This is a genomic window from Burkholderia pyrrocinia (assembly GCF_018417535.1).
Taxonomy (GTDB): domain Bacteria; phylum Pseudomonadota; class Gammaproteobacteria; order Burkholderiales; family Burkholderiaceae; genus Burkholderia; species Burkholderia pyrrocinia_E.
This window is the reverse complement of the sequence record NZ_CP070978.1, coordinates 1,045,882-1,061,922: the sequence shown is the minus strand read 5'-3', so window position 1 is coordinate 1,061,922 and position 16,041 is coordinate 1,045,882. Positions and strand designations below refer to the sequence as shown.

The following is a 16,041-nucleotide window of genomic DNA, read 5'->3' as shown; positions in this document are numbered from 1 at the left end:
CGCGATGCCACCCATGAATGTCCTCGACCGCCAGAACGCCAAGCGCGCCGCGTCCGCCGGAGCGACGGATCTCGTCGCGGTGGTGTCCGATCCGGGCAGCGAGGACGTGATCCGGCGCGTCGCGTACGATTTGTCGATCGCGCGTGCGCACCTGCAGACGGGCACCTGCGACGACGCGATCCGGCTGCTGCAGCAGCACGAGCGTTCACCGCGCCAGCTGGTCATCGACGTGTCGGATTCGGTGCTGCCGGTGTCGGACCTGATGCGGCTCGCCGACGTGTGCGATCCGTCGGTGCGGGTCGTCGCGATCGGCACGCAGAACGACGTCGGACTGTTTCGCAACCTGCTCGGCATCGGCGTGCAGGACTACATCGTCAAGCCGCTGACCGTCGAGCTGATGCGGCGTGCGCTGACGGCGACGGAATCGGTCGTGCAGGTGCGCACCGGCAAGATCGTCAGCTTCGTCGGCGCACGCGGCGGCGTCGGCACGACGACCATCGCGGTGAGCCTCGCGCGCTGCATGGCGGGCGAGAAGCGCCGCCGCGTCGCGTACATCGACCTGAACCTGCATGGCGGCGGCGCGAACTCGATGCTCGGGCTATCCAGCAACAACGGGCTGGTCGAGTTGCTGAACATGGAGCAGCGTCCCGACGATCCGCTGTTCGACCGCATGTTCGTCACGAAGGGCGACCGCCTGCACGTGCTGTCGGCCGAGCTCGCGTACGGCGCCGACGTGCCGCTGAGCGACGGGGCGGTCGCGCGCCTGGTCGACATGCTGAAGGACCGCTTCCACTACGTGCTGTTCGACGTCGGCAGCGGCGCCGGCAAGCTGTTCGAGGATGCGCTCGAGGCGTCCGATCTCGTCTACATCGTCGCCGACCGCTCGGTGCACGCCGCGTACGAATCCGCGCGGCTCGCGCGCTTCGTGCAGGAGTTGCCGGGCGAGCGGCAGCTGTCGATGGTGCTGAACAATCCGCTCGCGCCGGTCGCGGGCCGCGTCGAGCGGGCCGATTTCGCGGAGGCGTTCGGCGGCGCGACGCTGCGCGAGCTACCGCACGAGCCGCAGACGCTCGCGGTCGCCGAGAACCTCGGCGAGCCGATCGAAGGCGCGAAGCCCCACGGCTTCCTGGACGGGATCCTGCAACTCGCGAATGGCATCACCGGTGAACCGATGGTCATCGCCGAACCGTGGTACGCGCGCTTCGTCAAGTGGAGGAAAGGATCGTGACGTTCGGAAACCGAAACCGGCCGTTGCCGGACCCCGCGCCGGCCGCCTCGCCCGCGGCACCGCGCACGCCGGCGCCGCCGCCGGCGGTTGTGCCTGCGCCGCCGCCGACCCGCCCGCCCGCGGCCGCCGACACCCACGAGGCGCTGATCCGCTCCGGCAAGTTCGACGCGATCCGCACCGCGGTATTCGCGTCGATGAACATGTCGGCGGCGCTGATGAAGACGCGCGACGAAGTGCGCGCGGGCATCGAGCAGGTGGCGGCGCACACGGTCGAGCGCGAGCGCCTGAAGATCACGGCCGGCGAGCAGGTGCTGATCGTCGACGCGATCCTGAACGACATGTTCGGCGTCGGGCCGATCGAGCCGCTGCTCGCCGACGAAACCGTGACCGACATCCTTGTCAACGGGCCCGACCAGGTCTACGTCGAGCGCGCGGGCCGGCTCGAGCTCACGTCGCTGAAGTTTCGCGACGACGCGCACGTGACGAGCGTCGCGCAGCGGATCGCGGCGGCGGTGGGCCGGCGCGTCGACGAGAGCAGCCCGATGGTCGACGCGCGTCTCGCCGACGGCAGCCGCGTGAACGTCGTGCTGCCGCCGATCGCGCTGCGCGGCCCGTCGATCTCGATCCGCAAGTTCGCGAAGCGCGACATCACGCTCGCGCGGATGGCGCATCAGGGCAACATCTCGCATCCGATGCTGCAGATGCTGAAGGTGGCGTGTTCGTGCCGCATGAACATCGTGATCTCGGGCGGCACCGGCTCGGGCAAGACGACGATGCTCAACGCGCTGTCGCAGCACATCGAGCAGCACGAACGGATCGTGACGATCGAGGACGCGGCCGAGCTGCAACTGCTGCAGCCGCACGTCGTCAGCCTCGAGACGCGGCCGGAGAATACCGAGGGGCTCGGCGGAATCTCGCAGCGCGACCTCGTGCGCAACGCGCTGCGGATGCGGCCCGACCGCATCATCCTCGGCGAGATTCGCGGCCCGGAGGCGTTCGACGTGCTGCAGGCGATGAATACCGGCCACGACGGCTCGATGACGACGATCCATGCGAACTCGCCGCGCGACGCGATCAGCCGGCTCGAGAGCATGGTCATGATGGCGAACGCGAACCTGCAACTGCTGTCGATCCGGCGCCAGATCGCGAGCGCCGTGCACCTGTTCGTGCAGGTCGAGCGGATGCGCGACGGCGTGCGGCGCGTCACGCGGATCACCGAGATCGTCGGGATGGAGGGCGAGGTGGTCATCACGCAGGACCTGTTCGCGTTCCGCCAGGAAGGCGACACGACACGCGACGCGGTCAAGGGCGTGTTCGACGCGTCGTCGCTGCGGCCGGCGTTCGCGGCGCGCGCCGCGTACTACGGCCAGGAGGATGCGCTCGCCGAGGTATTCCGGCCATGAGGGCCGCCGACCTGTTCGCGGCGGGCGCGTTCGTCGTGATCCTCGGGATCGGGCTCGCGCTGTCGTCGCTGCTCGATCGCGCGCGCCGCACGCCGGCGCGCCGCGTTCGCGAGCGGATGCGGCGCCTGTCGCCGTTGCTCGCGGGCCGCGATGCGGGCGCGGCCGACGGGTCGGGCGTCGCGCTGTTCAACCTCGAACGCCGGCAAAGCCGCGTGCGCGCGTGGCTGCAGCGCTACGTGACGCGCGTGCGCGCGGTGGGCGGCGAAGGCGGCATGCGGATCGTCGTTGCCAGCACGGTGGCCGGCATGATCGCGGCGATCGTCGCGGTAAAGCTGATCGGGCCGCCGGGCGTGCTGCGCCCGCTGATCTACGTCGCGCTGCCGCTGGTCGCGATGCGCGCCAGCTACCGCGCACTGGTCGACCATTTCCGGATCCGCTTTCTGGAGGCGTTCCCGGACGCGATCGACCTGATCGTGCGGGCCGTGCGCGCGGGCATTCCGGTCACGCAGGCGATCAGTATGGTCGGCGACGGCGCGGCCGAGCCGGTGCGTTCGACGTTCCGCACGATGGGCGACAGCCTGAGGTTGGGCGCGGATCTCAAGGATGTGCTGACGCAGGCGGCGGACCGGTTGATGATCGCGGACTTCTCGTTCTTCACCGTCTACCTGCTGCTGCAGCGCGAAACCGGCGGCAGCCTCGGCGAGACGCTCGACGAACTGTCGAGCATCATCCGCACGCGCCGCGACATCCGCCTGAAGACCCGCGCGCTGACCGCCGAAGGGCGGATCACGACGAAGATCATTTCGGCGGTGCCGTTCGTGATGATCGGCGCGCTGTTCCTCGTGAATCGCGCCTACGTGATGCTACTGTTCAAGACGCACGCCGGCAACATGATGCTGACGATCGCCGCCGGGCTGTTGACGGTCGGGCTGCTGACGATCCGCAAGATCTCGAAACTGGACACCGCACGATGACGATGTCGATGCTGGCCGCCCGTGGCCTTGAACTGCTGCTGTTGCTCGCCTGCGTCGGCGTGGCGCTCGCCACGCCAGGCGGCGGCACGCGCCGGCGCATTGCCGCGCGCGTGCAGCAGGCGGCCGGACAGCGCGCGCCGTCGCTATCGGCGGGGCGGCTGCAGCCGGACGAGGTTCGCCAGGGCCTGACGCGCCGGCTCGCGCAGCTCGGCGAGCGGCTGCCGGTGCTCGACCCGATGCAGCGCGTGAAGCTCGGCCTGCAATTGGCGCGCGCGGGCTTTCGCGACCGCCGCGCGGTGTCGTCGATGATCGGCATCAAGCTGAGCTGCGGCGTGCTGTTCGCGGGCGTCGCGATCGTGTTCAGCCCGTTCATCCCGCGCTTCGGCGAATACTTCGTGATCCGCGCGCTGGCGATGGTCGCCGCGTTCGTGATCGGCGTGATCGTGCCCGAGTACGTGCTCGGCGCGATGATCCGGCGGCGGCGGCGGATCATCGCCGCGTGCTTTCCGGACGCGCTCGACCTGCTCGTGATCTGCACGATGGCCGGCAACAGTCTCGCTTCAGGCATCCGGCGTGTCGCGCACGAACTGGCGCGTATCTGCCCGCCGCTTGCCGACGAGCTGACGGTGTGCGCGGACGAGCTCACGCTGAGCGGCAACGTGTCCGCGACGCTCATGCATTTCGCGACGCGCGTCGATTTCGCGTCGGCGCGCTCGCTCGCGACGACGCTCACGCAGTCGCAGCGGTTCGGCACGCCGATCACGCAGGCGCTGCGAACCCTGTCGCGCACCGAGCGCACCGAGCAGATCGTCGCGCTCGAGGAAAAGGCCGCGAAGCTCGCGCCGAAGATCACGCTGCCGATGATGCTGTTCATCCTGCCGACGGTCTGCCTGATCGCGGCAGGCCCGGCGGCGATCCGCCTGCTCGAGGTATTCAAATGACACGATCCGTCGTACGCGCGCTCGCGCTCGCGGCCGTGCTGCCGGTGCTGGCCGGCGGCTGCGGCGCGCCGGGCGTCCAGACACGGCCGGTGCTGTCGCACAAGAGCGACGACCCGCAGGCCGAACTGCGCATCGCGGACAGCGCGCTCGCCGGCGGCAACGTCGATCTCGCGTCGACGCTGTACGAGAAGGTGCTCGCCCGACATCCCGATTCGCTCGCGGCGCGGCTGGGGCTCGGCGACGTCAACTATCGCGCCGGCGACCTGGAACGCGCGCGGATCCTCTATGAGGAAGCGCAGCGGCAGTCGCCCGCGGAGCTCGGCCCGCGGCTCGGGCTCGCGCGCGTCGCGTTGCGACAGCGCCGGCTCGACGAAGCCGCGCAGCGCTATCGCGACCTGCTGGCCGCGCAGCCGGACCATCCGCTCGCGGCGGAAGGGCTCGGCACCGTGCTCGACCTGCAGGGGCGCCATGTGGATGCGCAGGCCGTGTATCGCGACGCGCTGCGCGCGCACCCGGACGCGCAGGGGCTGCGCATCGATCTCGGGCTGTCGCTCGTGCTGAGCAACCGGCCGCGCGAGGGCGTGAACGTGCTGCTCGACGTCGCGGGGCTGCCCGATGCGCCGTGGCAGGCGCGCCAGAACCTCGCGTTCGCGTATGGGGTGCTCGGCAACACCGATTCGGCGAAGAAGCTGCTGTCCGCGGATCTGCCCGCGTCGGCGGTGGCCGACAACCTGCGCTTCTACCAGGCGGTGCGCGCGCGACTCGCGTCGCGCGGGGCTGCCGGCGGCGGGCCGCCGCTGTCGGGCGCGGCGCTGGAGTCGGGCGTCGCGCCGCCGGGCGTGGGGGCCGCAAAATGACACGTGGGGCGACGGGCGCCCGCCGCGCGCGCGGCGTCGTGTCCCTCGAATTCGTGCTGATGCTGCCGTTCCTGCTGATGGTGCTGATCGGCATCATCGACACGAGCCTGATCCTGTGCGACAAGGCCGTCATCACGAACGCGAGCCGCGAGGCCGCGCGCGCCGGCGTCATGCTGCGCGTGCCGATGCTGACCACGACGCAGATCGCCAACGTCGCGCAGAACTATATGCAAAACAGCCTGATCACCGGCGGCACCGCGACGACGCCGGCCGTGACCGTGAGCCAGGCGAACGGCACGACGGCGGGCACCGCGCTGACGGTGACGGTGACCTACACATATTCGGGGATGGTGCTGGGTTCCGCGTTCAGCGCGCTGACCGGCCCGGTGACGGTCTCGGCCACCTCGGTGATGCTTTATGAATGACGCGGGCGACACGCGACCGCTCGGCCCCGCGCGGCAGCGCGGCTCGGTCGCGCTGTTCTTCCTGCTGTTCCTGATTCCGCTGCTGTCGTTCGGCGCGTTGGCGATCGACGTCGCGTGGGTGGCCACGGTGCGCAACCAGTTGCAGAACGCCGCCGACGCGGCCGCGCTCGCGGGAGCCGACGCGATGATGTCGCCGAGCGGCGGTGCGCTGAACTGGTCGCAGGCCGCGCCTGCGGCAAACGGCGTGATCGCGCAGCATTCGGCGGCCGGCGCCGCGCTGTCGACCGGCACGGTGACCACCGGCTACTGGAACGTGACGCGCAGCCCCGCATCCATGCAGGCGACGACCATCACGCCCGGCGCGTACGACGTACCGGCCGTGCAGGTCACCGTGTCGCGCGCGCCGGGCGTGAACGGCGGCTCGATTCCGCTGCTGCTCGGCGGGCTGCTGGGGATTCCCGGCGCCTCCGGCAGCGCGACCGCGGTGGCCGTGCTGGCTGCACCGGGCGGCGTGGCGGCCGGCGGACTGTTTCCGGTCGCGATCGACCAGTGCGTGTACAACCAGTACTGGAACGCGGTGACCAACCAGCCGCTGATCAATCCGCTGACGGGCTTGCCGTACGAGTTCTCGATCACGAACGGCCAGACCTACGGTTTGCTGTGCATGGGCGGGCAGTGGACGTCGTTCCAGTCGACGGCGACCGACACGACGACGATGGGCGGGCTGATGGTGACCGGCAACCCGACGACGCTCAATATCGGCGACGGCATCTACCTTGCGACCGGCGTGAAGGCGACGCTCTACACGTCGGTGCCGGTCGGCACGACGGTGGTGCTGCCGGTCGTCACGCAGACGTCGAGCAGTACCTACGTGCCGATCGTCGCGTTCGCGGCGTTCCACATCGACGTGTCGCTCGGGGGCACGTACAAGTACATCCAGGGCCACTTCGTCGCCGGCGTGAAGATGACCGGCGTCGCGACCGGCGTCGGGCCGTACTACGGCGTGTACGTGCCGCCGCGGCTCGCGCTGTGAGCGCCGGACCGCGTGCGGCGCAGCAGCACGAAGAGGGCGGCGAGCGTCACGGCCGGGCCGATCTGCGGCAGTTGCAGCCACGGGTTCAGGTATTCGTAGAGCGGTAGCGCCCACATCAGCGCGATCACGGCCTGCTCGCCGCGCAGCCAGCCGTCGCGCCAGCCGATCGCCAGCATGCAGGCGATCGCGATGCCGAGCCACGCGAGCTCGTAGTGCCACACGTACGGGTTCGCTGCGAGCGTCGCGGCCGCCAGCACTGCCACGCGCACGCGGGTGTCGCGCGAGCGCGCCCATACGATGCACGCGGCCGCGATCGCGATCGCCGCGACGCAGGCGTGCGCGGCATACGCGGCGCCGAGCGGCAGGCCGGCGAGGCGGAACGCCGCGAACGGCGTCGGCGACGCGAACCAGAACACCACGCGATGCTCGAGAATGAGCGCCCGCGCGAGCCCTGCGCTGGCGGCGAACAGGCGCAGCGACTCGACGCCGCACACCAGCACGCTCAACGCGCCGAACGCGGCGGTGGCGAGCGCGGCCCACGCGATCGTGCGCCAGGCGCGCGCGGCGACCAGCACGAACGGGAACAGCAGCGCCATCTGCGGCTTGACCGACAGCAGGCCGATGCAGAGGCCGGCCCACATCGGCCGCCGGTCGGCCCAGTAGACGGCCAGCGCCGCGCACGAAGCGGTCAGGAACGCGTTCTGTCCGAGCATCGCGGTGACGAACACGCACGGGGCGGCAACCAGCGCGAACGCGCCGACGCGCCGCACGCCGGGCGTCGCGCCGAGGCCCGAGATGTGCCACGCGGCGAACCCGAACACGACGATGCCGAACGCGACGAACAGCGGATAGCCGATCGCATAGGGCAGCAGCGCGAGCGGCGTCACGAGCAGCAGGTAGGTGGGCGGGTACAGCCAGGCGACGAAGCCTTCGCCGCGGAAATACGGGAACAACCCGGCCGACAGCCGCGAGAAGGTCGGGAAATCGTACGCCTGCCATGGCGCGCCGTGCAGCATCACGTACGACGCCGACCAGAACACCGAGTAGTCCGCGCCCGGGCTCATGATGGCGGTGCCCGGCGTATAGCGGATGACGTACGCCCAGATCGCCAGGAACAGCGCGTAGAACACGAGCACGAACGCGCTGTACGTGACGACGCGCCGGGGCGTCAGCCACGCGCGGACGGGGCGCTCCGCCGTGCGTATCGATTGCCGGGGAATATCCATGCGCCGCGTACCGGTTACTTGACGGAGATTTTCCTGGCGCCGTGGCCGGCGGCCGCGGGCGTCGCCGGCCGCCGGCGGGCCGCGTGCGCGCGCTTGAGCGGGAACTGCAGCAGCTTCGACGCCGGATGCGCGGCGGCGTCCTGCTCGGCGCGATAGCGCCACCGCACCAGATAGACCGGGCGCTGCTTCGACTCGTGATAGACGCGGCCGAGGTATTCGCCAATCACGCCGATGCCGACCAGCTGGATGCCGCCGATGAACAGCACGACGGAAATCAGCGACGCGTAGCCATGCACCGGGTTGCCGAGCAGCAGCGTGCGCACGACGATGAACGCGCCGTATACGAGCGCGAGCATCGCGAACGTGAGGCCGACGTAGGTCCACACGCGCAGCGGCACCGTGCTGAAGCTCGTGATGCCTTCGAGCGCGAAATTCCAGCGCTTCCATCCGGAGAACTTCGAACGGCCGCCGCTGCGGGGCGCGCGCGCGTATTCGACGATCACGGTGCGAAAGCCGACCCACGCGAACAGGCCTTTCATGAAACGCCGTCGCTCGGGCAGCGCGCGCAGCGTGTCGACGACCTGACGGTCCATCAGCCGGAAATCGCCGACGTTCTCCGGCATCTCGACTTCGGAGAGCCGGTTGTGCACGCGGTAGTAGAACGCGGCAGCCAGGCGCTGCATCAACGGATCGCACATGCGGTCGGTGCGCTTCGCGGCAACGACCTCGGCGCCCGCGAGCCAGCGCTCGACCATGGCGGGAATCAACGCGGGCGGGTCCTGCAGGTCGGCGTCGATCAGGATCACCGCGGCGCCGGTCGCTTCGTCGAGGCCGGCGGTGAGCGCGGCCTCTTTGCCGAAGCGGCGCGTGAGATCGACGACGCGCACGCGCGGATCGCCGGCCATGAACGCGAGCAGCCGGTCGAGCGTGCGATCGCGGCTGCCGTCGTTGATGCAGACGATCTCGAAGCGGACAGAGTCGACCGACTCGAGGACGGGCAGCGTTTCGGCAAAGAATGCGTCGATCGTTTCGTCTTCGTCGTGAAACGGCACGACGAGCGAGACCAGCGGCTTTCTGGCGTGCGTGGGCATGCGTCCCCCCCGAGAGATCCGGCCTGCGCTGCACCGTGTGGATCCGGTTGTCGTCCACCGCAGGCCGGACGACAGGCGTTACGATCATTGTATGCAGAAATCGACGATTCGTAATACCGATGCGCGGGGTGCGCGGCGGGCTGCTCCACCGTCGAGTCACGGTTCGCCGACGGCCGGCGGGGCGCGCGCGCGGGCGCCGGGACGAGGTTTTCGATGTCGAGGGAGGGCGCGATGCAAGTTCAGGACCTGACCGGCGCAGCGCTGGACTACTGGGTGGCGATGGCCGAAGGCCTCGGCGCGCCGTGCGTTGCCGGCGGCGCATGCCGGGCGATCCGCGAGACGGGCGGCGCGAGCGTGTCGTTCGCGCCGTCGTCTTCCTGGGCGGACGGTGGCCCGATCGTCGAGCGGCTGCCGTTCGCCGCGTTCGAGCGGGACGGCGGGCGCGGCGCTTGGCGGGCCGTGCTGCACCGCGCGGTGCCGGCCGCCGGCGAGCGCTGCACGTTCAACCAGTCGGGGCCGACGCTGCTGATCGCCGCGATGCGCACACTCGTCGCGTCGAGCTTCGGCGACGACGTGCCGGATCTCGACATGTCGAAACCGCGCTGAGCGCAGTCCGTCGCGTTGCGGCGCTCGGCGCTTCTGGCGCCTCCTGCCTCCTATCCCTCCGGCAGATTCCGGATCGCGATCGACGCGACGTCGACGCGCCGCGGCAGGATCGCATCCGCCGCCGCGCGATCGGCGACGCGCTGCAACACGTCGATGTCGGCGCCGCTGAGGCCGCGCTGCGCGAGCGCTGCCCGGCTCGCGATGTCGGCGGCCGCGTCGGGCGGCAGGCGCGTCAGCGACGCATAGACGTTCGCATAGTCGGCCGGGTGCGCGAGCGCCCATTGACCCGCGCGGGTGAGCCGTGCGAGCACGTCCGCGAGCGCCGCGCGTTTTGCGCGGTCGTCGAGCGTTTCGACCGGCGACGTAAGGAACGCGAGCCCCGAATTGATGCCGCTGCCGTCGCGCACGATGCGCGCGCCGCGTCGTACCGCGTGCCCGTAGTACGGGTCGAACGTTGCCCAGATGCCGATCCGCCTGGCTTCGAACGCGGCGAACGCATCGACCGGCAGCACGAAACGCACGTCGACGTCGCGCGGCGCGAGGCCGTGTTCGCGCAGCGCGCCGTACAACTGGTATTGCGAGATGCTGCCGCGCGCGGAGGACACGACAACGGTTTGCCCTTTCAGGTCGGCGACGGTGCGGACCGGCGAGTCGGGCTGCACGACGATGCCGAGCGACGTCGGCGAGCCGACGCGCGTTGCGACGATACGCAACGACGGATCGCCGAGCGCGGCCGTCAGCACGGGCAGGTCACCGGCCGGCGCGAGATCGATCGCGCCCGCGCGCTGTGCCTCGAACAGCGGTGCGGCGCCCTGGAAATTGGCCCAGCGGAACCGGTACGGCGTGCCGTCGAGCACGTGCGCGGCTTCGGCCAGCGCGCGCAGGCCGCCGGCCTGGTCGCCGAGCACGAGCGTGACGCCCGACAGGTCGGCACCGGCCGCGTGGACGGGCAGCGCGATGCCGCCGGCGAGCGGTGCGGCGGCGAGGGCGGCAAGACGCTGCAGCACGCGGCGGCGCGCTGTGGCGGGAGACGGGTTCATCGGCGGCATATCCTCGGTGATCCGCGCGCATGCCGCGCGGCTGCCGGGCAGGTTACGGAATCGGCTTCCGGCCGACAAACATCGAATCGTGAAATGCATATTCGCGTGGCGACGGCCGGGGCTGCCGATCCCGACGCCCGACGCCCGACGCGCACGGGCGGCCTATGCGGCTGGCGAAACCGTGCGCAGGAACGCCTGCACCGCCGGCGCCTTTTCGAATCGCCGGTGTGCGAGCGCAAGTTCCGACATGATCGGCTTGCCGGCGATCGGCCGGTACACGACGCCCGGCAACGACACGCAACCGGCAAGTGCATCGGGAATCACGGCGACCCAGCCGTTCACGGACACGCACGCGAGCACCGCGAGCAACCCGCCCGGCCGCGCGGCGATCACCGGCGCGAAGCGGCCGCGGCGCGCGACTTCGAGCGTGCCGCGCTCCTGTTCGGGCACCGCGAAGCGCGCGTCGGCGAGGTCGGCCGCGCGCACGGTCGGCATCGACGCGTAACGCGAGTCGGCCGGCACGGCCGCGACGAACACGTCGCGCTGCAGCGTGACGATCCGCAGGCCGCCGGGCAGCGGCAGCGGCGGGCGCACGTACGCGAGATCGAGCCGGCCCGCGTCGAGTTGCTTCGCGACGTCGTCCATCGGCACTTCGCGCAGGTTCAGCTCGATGCGCGGGTGCGCTGCGCGGAACGCGCCGACGGTGCGCTGCAGCGTGCCCGAATAGACGGCGGACGATACGTAGCCGATCTCGATCCGGCCCAGTTCGCCGCGTTCGGCCAGCGCGGCGAGTTCGCGGCCGCGTTGCAGGTGTTCGAACGCGGCGCTCGCTTCGGCGAGATAGGCCTCGCCGGCCGCGCTCAGCGCGACCGCGCGGCGCGACCGGTGAAACAGCCGCACGCCGAGCGCGCGTTCGGCCTCCTGGATCTGCCGCGTGAGCGCGGGCGGCGCCATGTCGAGCGCGTCGGCCGCGCGGGCGAAATGCAGATGCTGCGCGACGCTCAGGAACGCGCGCACGTGGCGGAATTCGAGCCGGTCCATGATTGCAATTTTCGTCAATAAAACAGCATCGGAGTGTCAATGACAGGTAATACCGGGCAAGCCTAGCATACGGTTCGTTCATCCTGTTCCGGAGTTGCCGATGTCCCAGCCCTCACCGGCGTCGCGCGCGGGCGCGGCCGTTGCCCCGCATGCGGGCGCCCGCATGCCGGCCGCCGCGACGCTCGCCGTCGCGTCGGCGACCTGTTCGCTGATCGTGCTCGACACGAACGTCGTCGCCGTGTCGCTGCCGAGCATCGCGCGCAGTTTTCATGCGAGCTTCGCCGATATCGAATGGGTCGTCAGCGCGTACATGACCGCGTTCGCCGCGTGCCTGCTGCCGGCCGGCGGGCTCGCCGACCGCTTCGGCCGCAAGCGGATGCTCGGCGCGGGGCTTGCGCTCTTTTTCGTCGCGTCGCTCGGCTGCGGCATCGCGCCGTCGGTCGGCTGGCTGATCGTCGCGCGCGCGGTGAAGGGCGGCGGCGCCGCGCTGCTGCTGACGGCCGCGCTCGCCGTGATCGCGAACCGCTTTCCGGAAGGGCGCGAACGGGCGCGCGCGTGGGCGATCTGGGGGATGTGCATGGGGATCGCGACGGCGATCGCGCCGCTCGTCGGCGGTGCGATCACGCAATGGATCGGCTGGCGCTGGGTGTTCCTGCTGAACCTGCCCGTCTGCGCGTTGCTGGCGGTCGGCGCGCGCGTGGCGATCGACGAATCGCGCGATCCGCACGCGAAACGCGTGGACGCGGCCGGCAGCCTGCTGTTCGGCGCGGCGCTCGCATGCGCGATCGCGGCGCTGATCGGCGCGACGTCGCACGGCTGGCTGTCGGCCGCGACGCTCGGCCGGCTCGCACTCGCCGCCGCGCTGTTTGCCGCGTTCATCGGCGCGGAGCGCTGGCAGGCGCGGCCGATGATCGATCTCGCGCTGTTCCGCCAGCCGCGCTTCGTCGGCGCCGTGCTCGCGATGTTCGGCTATGCGGCGTGTGCGCAGGTGATGATGACGTTCCTGCCGCTGTATCTGCAGAACGCGTTCGGGATGTCGGCGATCGACGCGGGGCTCGGGATGCTGCCGTTCGCGTTCGCGATGGTCGCCGGGCCGTCGCTCGGCGCGGCGCTCGCCGCGCGCGTGTCGTCCGGCGGCGTGCTGGCGGGCGGGCTCGCGCTGATCGGTGCGGGCAACCTCGCGACCGCGGCGCTGACGGCCAGCGGCGACTACCGGCTCGTCGCGATCGGCATGTTCGTGACGGGCTGCGGCGCCGGCATCATGAACGGCGATACGCAGAAGGCGATCATGGCGTGCGTGCCGCCTAACCGCACGGGCATGGCGTCGGGCATCAGCACGACGACGCGCTTCTCGGCGATCGTGACGGCCGTCGGCGTGCTCGGCGCGGTGCTGGCGGCGAGCACGCACGCGCGGCTCGATCGCCTGCTGTCCGCCGCGCCCGGCCTGCGCGCGTTCGCCGACGCGCCGTTCATGTCGAGCCTGCTGGCCGGCGATCTGGCGCAGGCGCTCGAACGGGTGCCTGCGTCGGCGGCCGGCGCGCTGGCACAGGCGGCACCCATTGCGTTCGCGAGCGGGTTCGCCGATGCACTGACGGTGAGCGGCGTGCTGGCGCTCGGTGCGGCCGTCGTTGCATACAAGTTGCTTGCGCAACCGATGCGCGACGCGTGACGCGTGACGCGTGACGCGTGACGCGTGACGGCGCGCGCTCCGTCAGCCCTTCAACGCGATGCGATCGCCTTCGGCCTCGTGCAGGTCGCGCGTCGCTTCGCGCAGCTTGTCCTGCTTGCCGGCGAGCTTGCGCCGGGCCTTCTCGACCTTGCGCACGTCGCCCCGAGCCTGTTCGACATCGCGCTGCTTGTCCTGCACGTTGCGTTCGACATCGCTCTGCTTGTCCTGCACATTGCGTTCGGCACGCGAAAGCTGGCCGGCGTCCGTGCAGATCTCCTGGACCTGTGCGAGCGCGATCTGCTGGCGCATCAGCTGTTGCGTATTGCCGAACCGCTTCGCTTGGTCGATCTGCGTCTCGAGCGCGCGGATGCGCGTCGCGCAATCCTGCGTGTCGGCGAACGCCGGGGAGTGGGCCAGCAGCACGAACGGTGCGGCCACGGCGATCAGGCAGGTTTTCATCGGTATGCCCTCGGATTCCGGATGACTCTTTCGAATGCCGTCGTTGCGCATAGCGCGTTCGCCGCGCGTAAATGGGACCGGGCTTACAGCGGGCGCCGCCGCACCGCATTCAGTGCGGCTTTATCGTCGCGCGATGCGCACGCGCCGCGCGTGCGATGGGCGCCCGGCGTGTGCTGCCGCAATGCGTGGCACGACGCCGCACGGGCGCAGGGGCCGCGGGCGCGTCGGCCGCCTGGACGGCCGCGACGGCCGAGACGGCTGGTTGTGCGGCCTCGGCCGCGAGCCAGTCGCGCGTCGCTTCGGCGATCAGCCCGCGCAACCAGCGCACGCCGTCGGCGCACGACTCCGATTCGTTCCACGTGATCCGGTACACGATGTCCGGCGGCTCTGCCGGCAGCGCGACGGCGGCGAGCGGCAACAGCTTCGCGTAGTGTCGCGCGAGCCGGTACGTGGTGGTCAGGATCAGGTCGGAACGCACCAGCGCGTGCGCGGCGAGTTCGAAGTGCGGCAGCGTGACGACGATCCGCCGCTGCAACTCCACGCGTTCGAGCTGCCGGTCGATCGCACCGGACGCTTCGAGCCACGACGGCGTCGGGCACAACTGCGGCGCTGCCGCGAAATCGGCGGCCGTCATCGTGCCGCGCCGCGCGAGCGGATGCGTCGCGCGCATCAGGCACACGATACGGTCGTCGAACAGGTCGTCCTGCCGGAACCGCGACGAACGGGCAGCGCGATTGTCGATCACGACGTCGAGCTCGCCGTCGGCGAGTGCGCGCTCGTCGTCGAAGCCGTCGCCGAGCGGATGGAACACGAGCTGCGCGTTCGGCGCGCGTTCGCGGAACAGCGCGACGAGCTTCGGCACGAACAGCACGTTCAGGTAGTCAGGGCAGCCGATCCGGTAGGTGCGCACCGACGTGCGCGCGTCGAACGTCGGTTGCTGGATGCGGATGAAGTCGATCACGCGCAACGCGTTGCGCAACGGTTCGATCAGCCGCGCGCCGAACTCGGTCGGCACCATTCCGTAGCGGCTGCGCACGAGCAGCGGATCGCCGAGCAATGTGCGAAGGCGCTTGAGCGCGGCACTCGTCGCCGGTTGCGACATGTTCAGGCGCACGGCCGCACGCGACACGGTGCGCTCGGTCAGCAGCACGAGCAGGATGCGCATCAGCCGCGCATCGAGCACGTCGAGCAGGTCCTTGGCGTCGGACGCGTCGCGGGGCAGGGCGGTCGGGTCTAGCGGATCCCGCATGCCGATACGCCTCCCGGCGACGCAGTGCCCGAGCGCGACGCGGCAGCCGGACGACGGCCCGTCATTTTGCGAAGGTTCCCGGCCAGCCGACGATCTTCTTCGGACGCGGCGGTGCATACGTGCGGACCTTCGACGTCTTCAGCTTCAGGCGCACCAGCGACTCGGCGAGCGCGACCGCGGCCGTTACGCCGTCGACGACCGGCACGCCCGTGCATTCCTCGATCTGCCGGTCGAGGCCGGCCATCCCGCCGCAGCCGAGGCAGATCACTTCCGCGTGATCGTCCTTCACCGCGCGCTGCGCCTGGCCGACGATCGACTCGATCGCGCGGGCCGGGTTCTCTTCGAGCTCGAGCACCGCGAGGCCGCTCGCGCGCACCGACGCGCAGCGTGCATCGAGCCCGGCGAGTTTCAGGCGATCCTCGATCAGCGGCACCGTGCGGTCGAGCGTCGTGACGACCGAGTAGCGATGGCCGAGCAGCATCGCGATACTCGCGGCCGCTTCGGTGATGTCGACGACGGGCACCGTCAGCAGTTCCTGCAGGCCTTCGCGGCCGTGTTCGCCGTAGCCGGCCTGGATCACCGCGTCGTACGGCTCGTCGTAGCTCAACACGCGATCCATCACGGCGATCGCCGCGAGGTAGCTCTCGAAGTTGCCTTCGACCGACGCCGCGCCGAAGCGCGGCGTCAGCCCGACGATCTCCGTGCCGGGCGACGCGGCGGCCCGCGCCTGCGCGGCGATCGCGTCGGTGATCGACTCGGTCGTGTTGACGTTGACTACCAGGATCCTCATCGGTGACTC

The 16,041-nt window shown here is 70.6% G+C and carries 16 protein-coding genes; 9 read left to right on the top strand and 7 right to left on the bottom strand.

What is annotated here, in order from left to right:
* Positions 1 to 4: 4 nt before the first annotated feature.
* From JYG32_RS22860 to JYG32_RS22830, 7 genes are read left to right on the top strand one after another with little or no spacing between them, the layout of a single operon-like run.
* Positions 5 to 1,228: an AAA family ATPase gene (locus tag JYG32_RS22860; protein WP_213267077.1), complete on the top strand. Its 1,224-nt coding sequence runs from the start codon at positions 5 to 7 to the stop codon at positions 1,226 to 1,228.
* Positions 1,225 to 2,631: a CpaF family protein gene (locus JYG32_RS22855; RefSeq protein WP_213267076.1), complete on the top strand. Its 1,407-nt coding sequence runs from the start codon at positions 1,225 to 1,227 to the stop codon at positions 2,629 to 2,631. The genes JYG32_RS22860 and JYG32_RS22855 overlap by 4 nt, the downstream gene beginning before the upstream one ends.
* Positions 2,628 to 3,605 (top strand): type II secretion system F family protein, encoded by a 978-nt coding sequence (locus JYG32_RS22850; protein WP_213267075.1) that lies wholly within the window; start codon positions 2,628 to 2,630, stop codon positions 3,603 to 3,605. Before JYG32_RS22855 ends, JYG32_RS22850 begins: the two co-directional genes overlap by 4 nt.
* Positions 3,602 to 4,546, top strand: a complete 945-nt coding sequence (locus tag JYG32_RS22845) for a type II secretion system F family protein (RefSeq protein ID WP_213267074.1) — start codon at positions 3,602 to 3,604, stop codon at positions 4,544 to 4,546. Before JYG32_RS22850 ends, JYG32_RS22845 begins: the two co-directional genes overlap by 4 nt.
* Positions 4,543 to 5,403 carry a tetratricopeptide repeat protein gene (locus JYG32_RS22840; protein WP_213267073.1) on the top strand — a complete coding sequence of 287 codons (861 nt, stop codon included), beginning with the start codon at positions 4,543 to 4,545 and terminating at the stop codon, positions 5,401 to 5,403. The genes JYG32_RS22845 and JYG32_RS22840 overlap by 4 nt, the downstream gene beginning before the upstream one ends.
* Entirely contained in the window at positions 5,400 to 5,828 is a 429-nt protein-coding gene (locus JYG32_RS22835) for a TadE/TadG family type IV pilus assembly protein (RefSeq protein ID WP_213267072.1), read from the top strand. The genes JYG32_RS22840 and JYG32_RS22835 overlap by 4 nt, the downstream gene beginning before the upstream one ends.
* Positions 5,821 to 6,861 (top strand): TadG family pilus assembly protein, encoded by a 1,041-nt coding sequence (locus tag JYG32_RS22830; protein ID WP_213267071.1) that lies wholly within the window; start codon positions 5,821 to 5,823, stop codon positions 6,859 to 6,861. The genes JYG32_RS22835 and JYG32_RS22830 overlap by 8 nt, the downstream gene beginning before the upstream one ends.
* Here the strand turns inward: JYG32_RS22830 and JYG32_RS22825 are convergent.
* Together JYG32_RS22825 and JYG32_RS22820 are read right to left on the bottom strand one after the other, a co-directional pair.
* Positions 6,825 to 8,087 (bottom strand): glycosyltransferase family 87 protein, encoded by a 1,263-nt coding sequence (locus JYG32_RS22825; RefSeq protein WP_213267070.1) that lies wholly within the window; start codon positions 8,085 to 8,087, stop codon positions 6,825 to 6,827. The two genes, JYG32_RS22830 and JYG32_RS22825, sit on opposite strands and share 37 nt — an antisense overlap.
* Before the next feature lie 14 nt (positions 8,088 to 8,101).
* Positions 8,102 to 9,178, bottom strand: coding sequence for a glycosyltransferase family 2 protein (locus JYG32_RS22820; RefSeq protein ID WP_213267069.1), 1,077 nt, complete (start codon positions 9,176 to 9,178; stop codon positions 8,102 to 8,104).
* Between the two features lie 231 nt (positions 9,179 to 9,409).
* On the opposite strand from JYG32_RS22820, the gene JYG32_RS22815 reads away from it, so the two are divergent.
* Complete coding sequence (locus JYG32_RS22815; protein WP_213267068.1) at positions 9,410 to 9,784, top strand: phage protein NinX family protein; 375 nt, start codon at positions 9,410 to 9,412, stop codon at positions 9,782 to 9,784.
* 50 nt (positions 9,785 to 9,834) lie between these two features.
* Here the strand turns inward: JYG32_RS22815 and JYG32_RS22810 are convergent, their stop codons facing one another.
* Complete coding sequence (locus JYG32_RS22810) at positions 9,835 to 10,824, bottom strand: ABC transporter substrate-binding protein (protein WP_213267067.1); 990 nt, start codon at positions 10,822 to 10,824, stop codon at positions 9,835 to 9,837.
* A gap of 162 nt (positions 10,825 to 10,986) precedes the next feature.
* Positions 10,987 to 11,865 (bottom strand): LysR family transcriptional regulator, encoded by an 879-nt coding sequence (locus tag JYG32_RS22805; RefSeq protein WP_213267066.1) that lies wholly within the window; start codon positions 11,863 to 11,865, stop codon positions 10,987 to 10,989.
* Between the two features lie 100 nt (positions 11,866 to 11,965).
* Here JYG32_RS22805 and JYG32_RS22800 point away from each other — a divergent pair, with 100 nt between their 5' ends.
* Positions 11,966 to 13,534 carry an MFS transporter gene (locus tag JYG32_RS22800; protein WP_213267065.1) on the top strand — a complete coding sequence of 523 codons (1,569 nt, stop codon included), beginning with the start codon at positions 11,966 to 11,968 and terminating at the stop codon, positions 13,532 to 13,534.
* 42 nt (positions 13,535 to 13,576) lie between these two features.
* Here JYG32_RS22800 and JYG32_RS22795 read toward each other — a convergent pair whose 3' ends face one another.
* From JYG32_RS22795 to JYG32_RS22785, 3 genes are all read right to left on the bottom strand, one after another.
* On the bottom strand, positions 13,577 to 13,993 hold the full coding sequence (locus JYG32_RS22795; RefSeq protein WP_213267064.1) for a DUF1090 family protein: 417 nt from the start codon (positions 13,991 to 13,993) through the stop codon (positions 13,577 to 13,579).
* A 109-nt stretch (positions 13,994 to 14,102) separates the two neighbouring features.
* Complete coding sequence (locus tag JYG32_RS22790; protein WP_213267063.1) at positions 14,103 to 15,242, bottom strand: LysR family transcriptional regulator; 1,140 nt, start codon at positions 15,240 to 15,242, stop codon at positions 14,103 to 14,105.
* A gap of 61 nt (positions 15,243 to 15,303) precedes the next feature.
* On the bottom strand, positions 15,304 to 16,032 hold the full coding sequence (locus JYG32_RS22785; protein ID WP_213267062.1) for an aspartate/glutamate racemase family protein: 729 nt from the start codon (positions 16,030 to 16,032) through the stop codon (positions 15,304 to 15,306).
* Between the last annotated feature and the right edge of the window lie 9 nt (positions 16,033 to 16,041).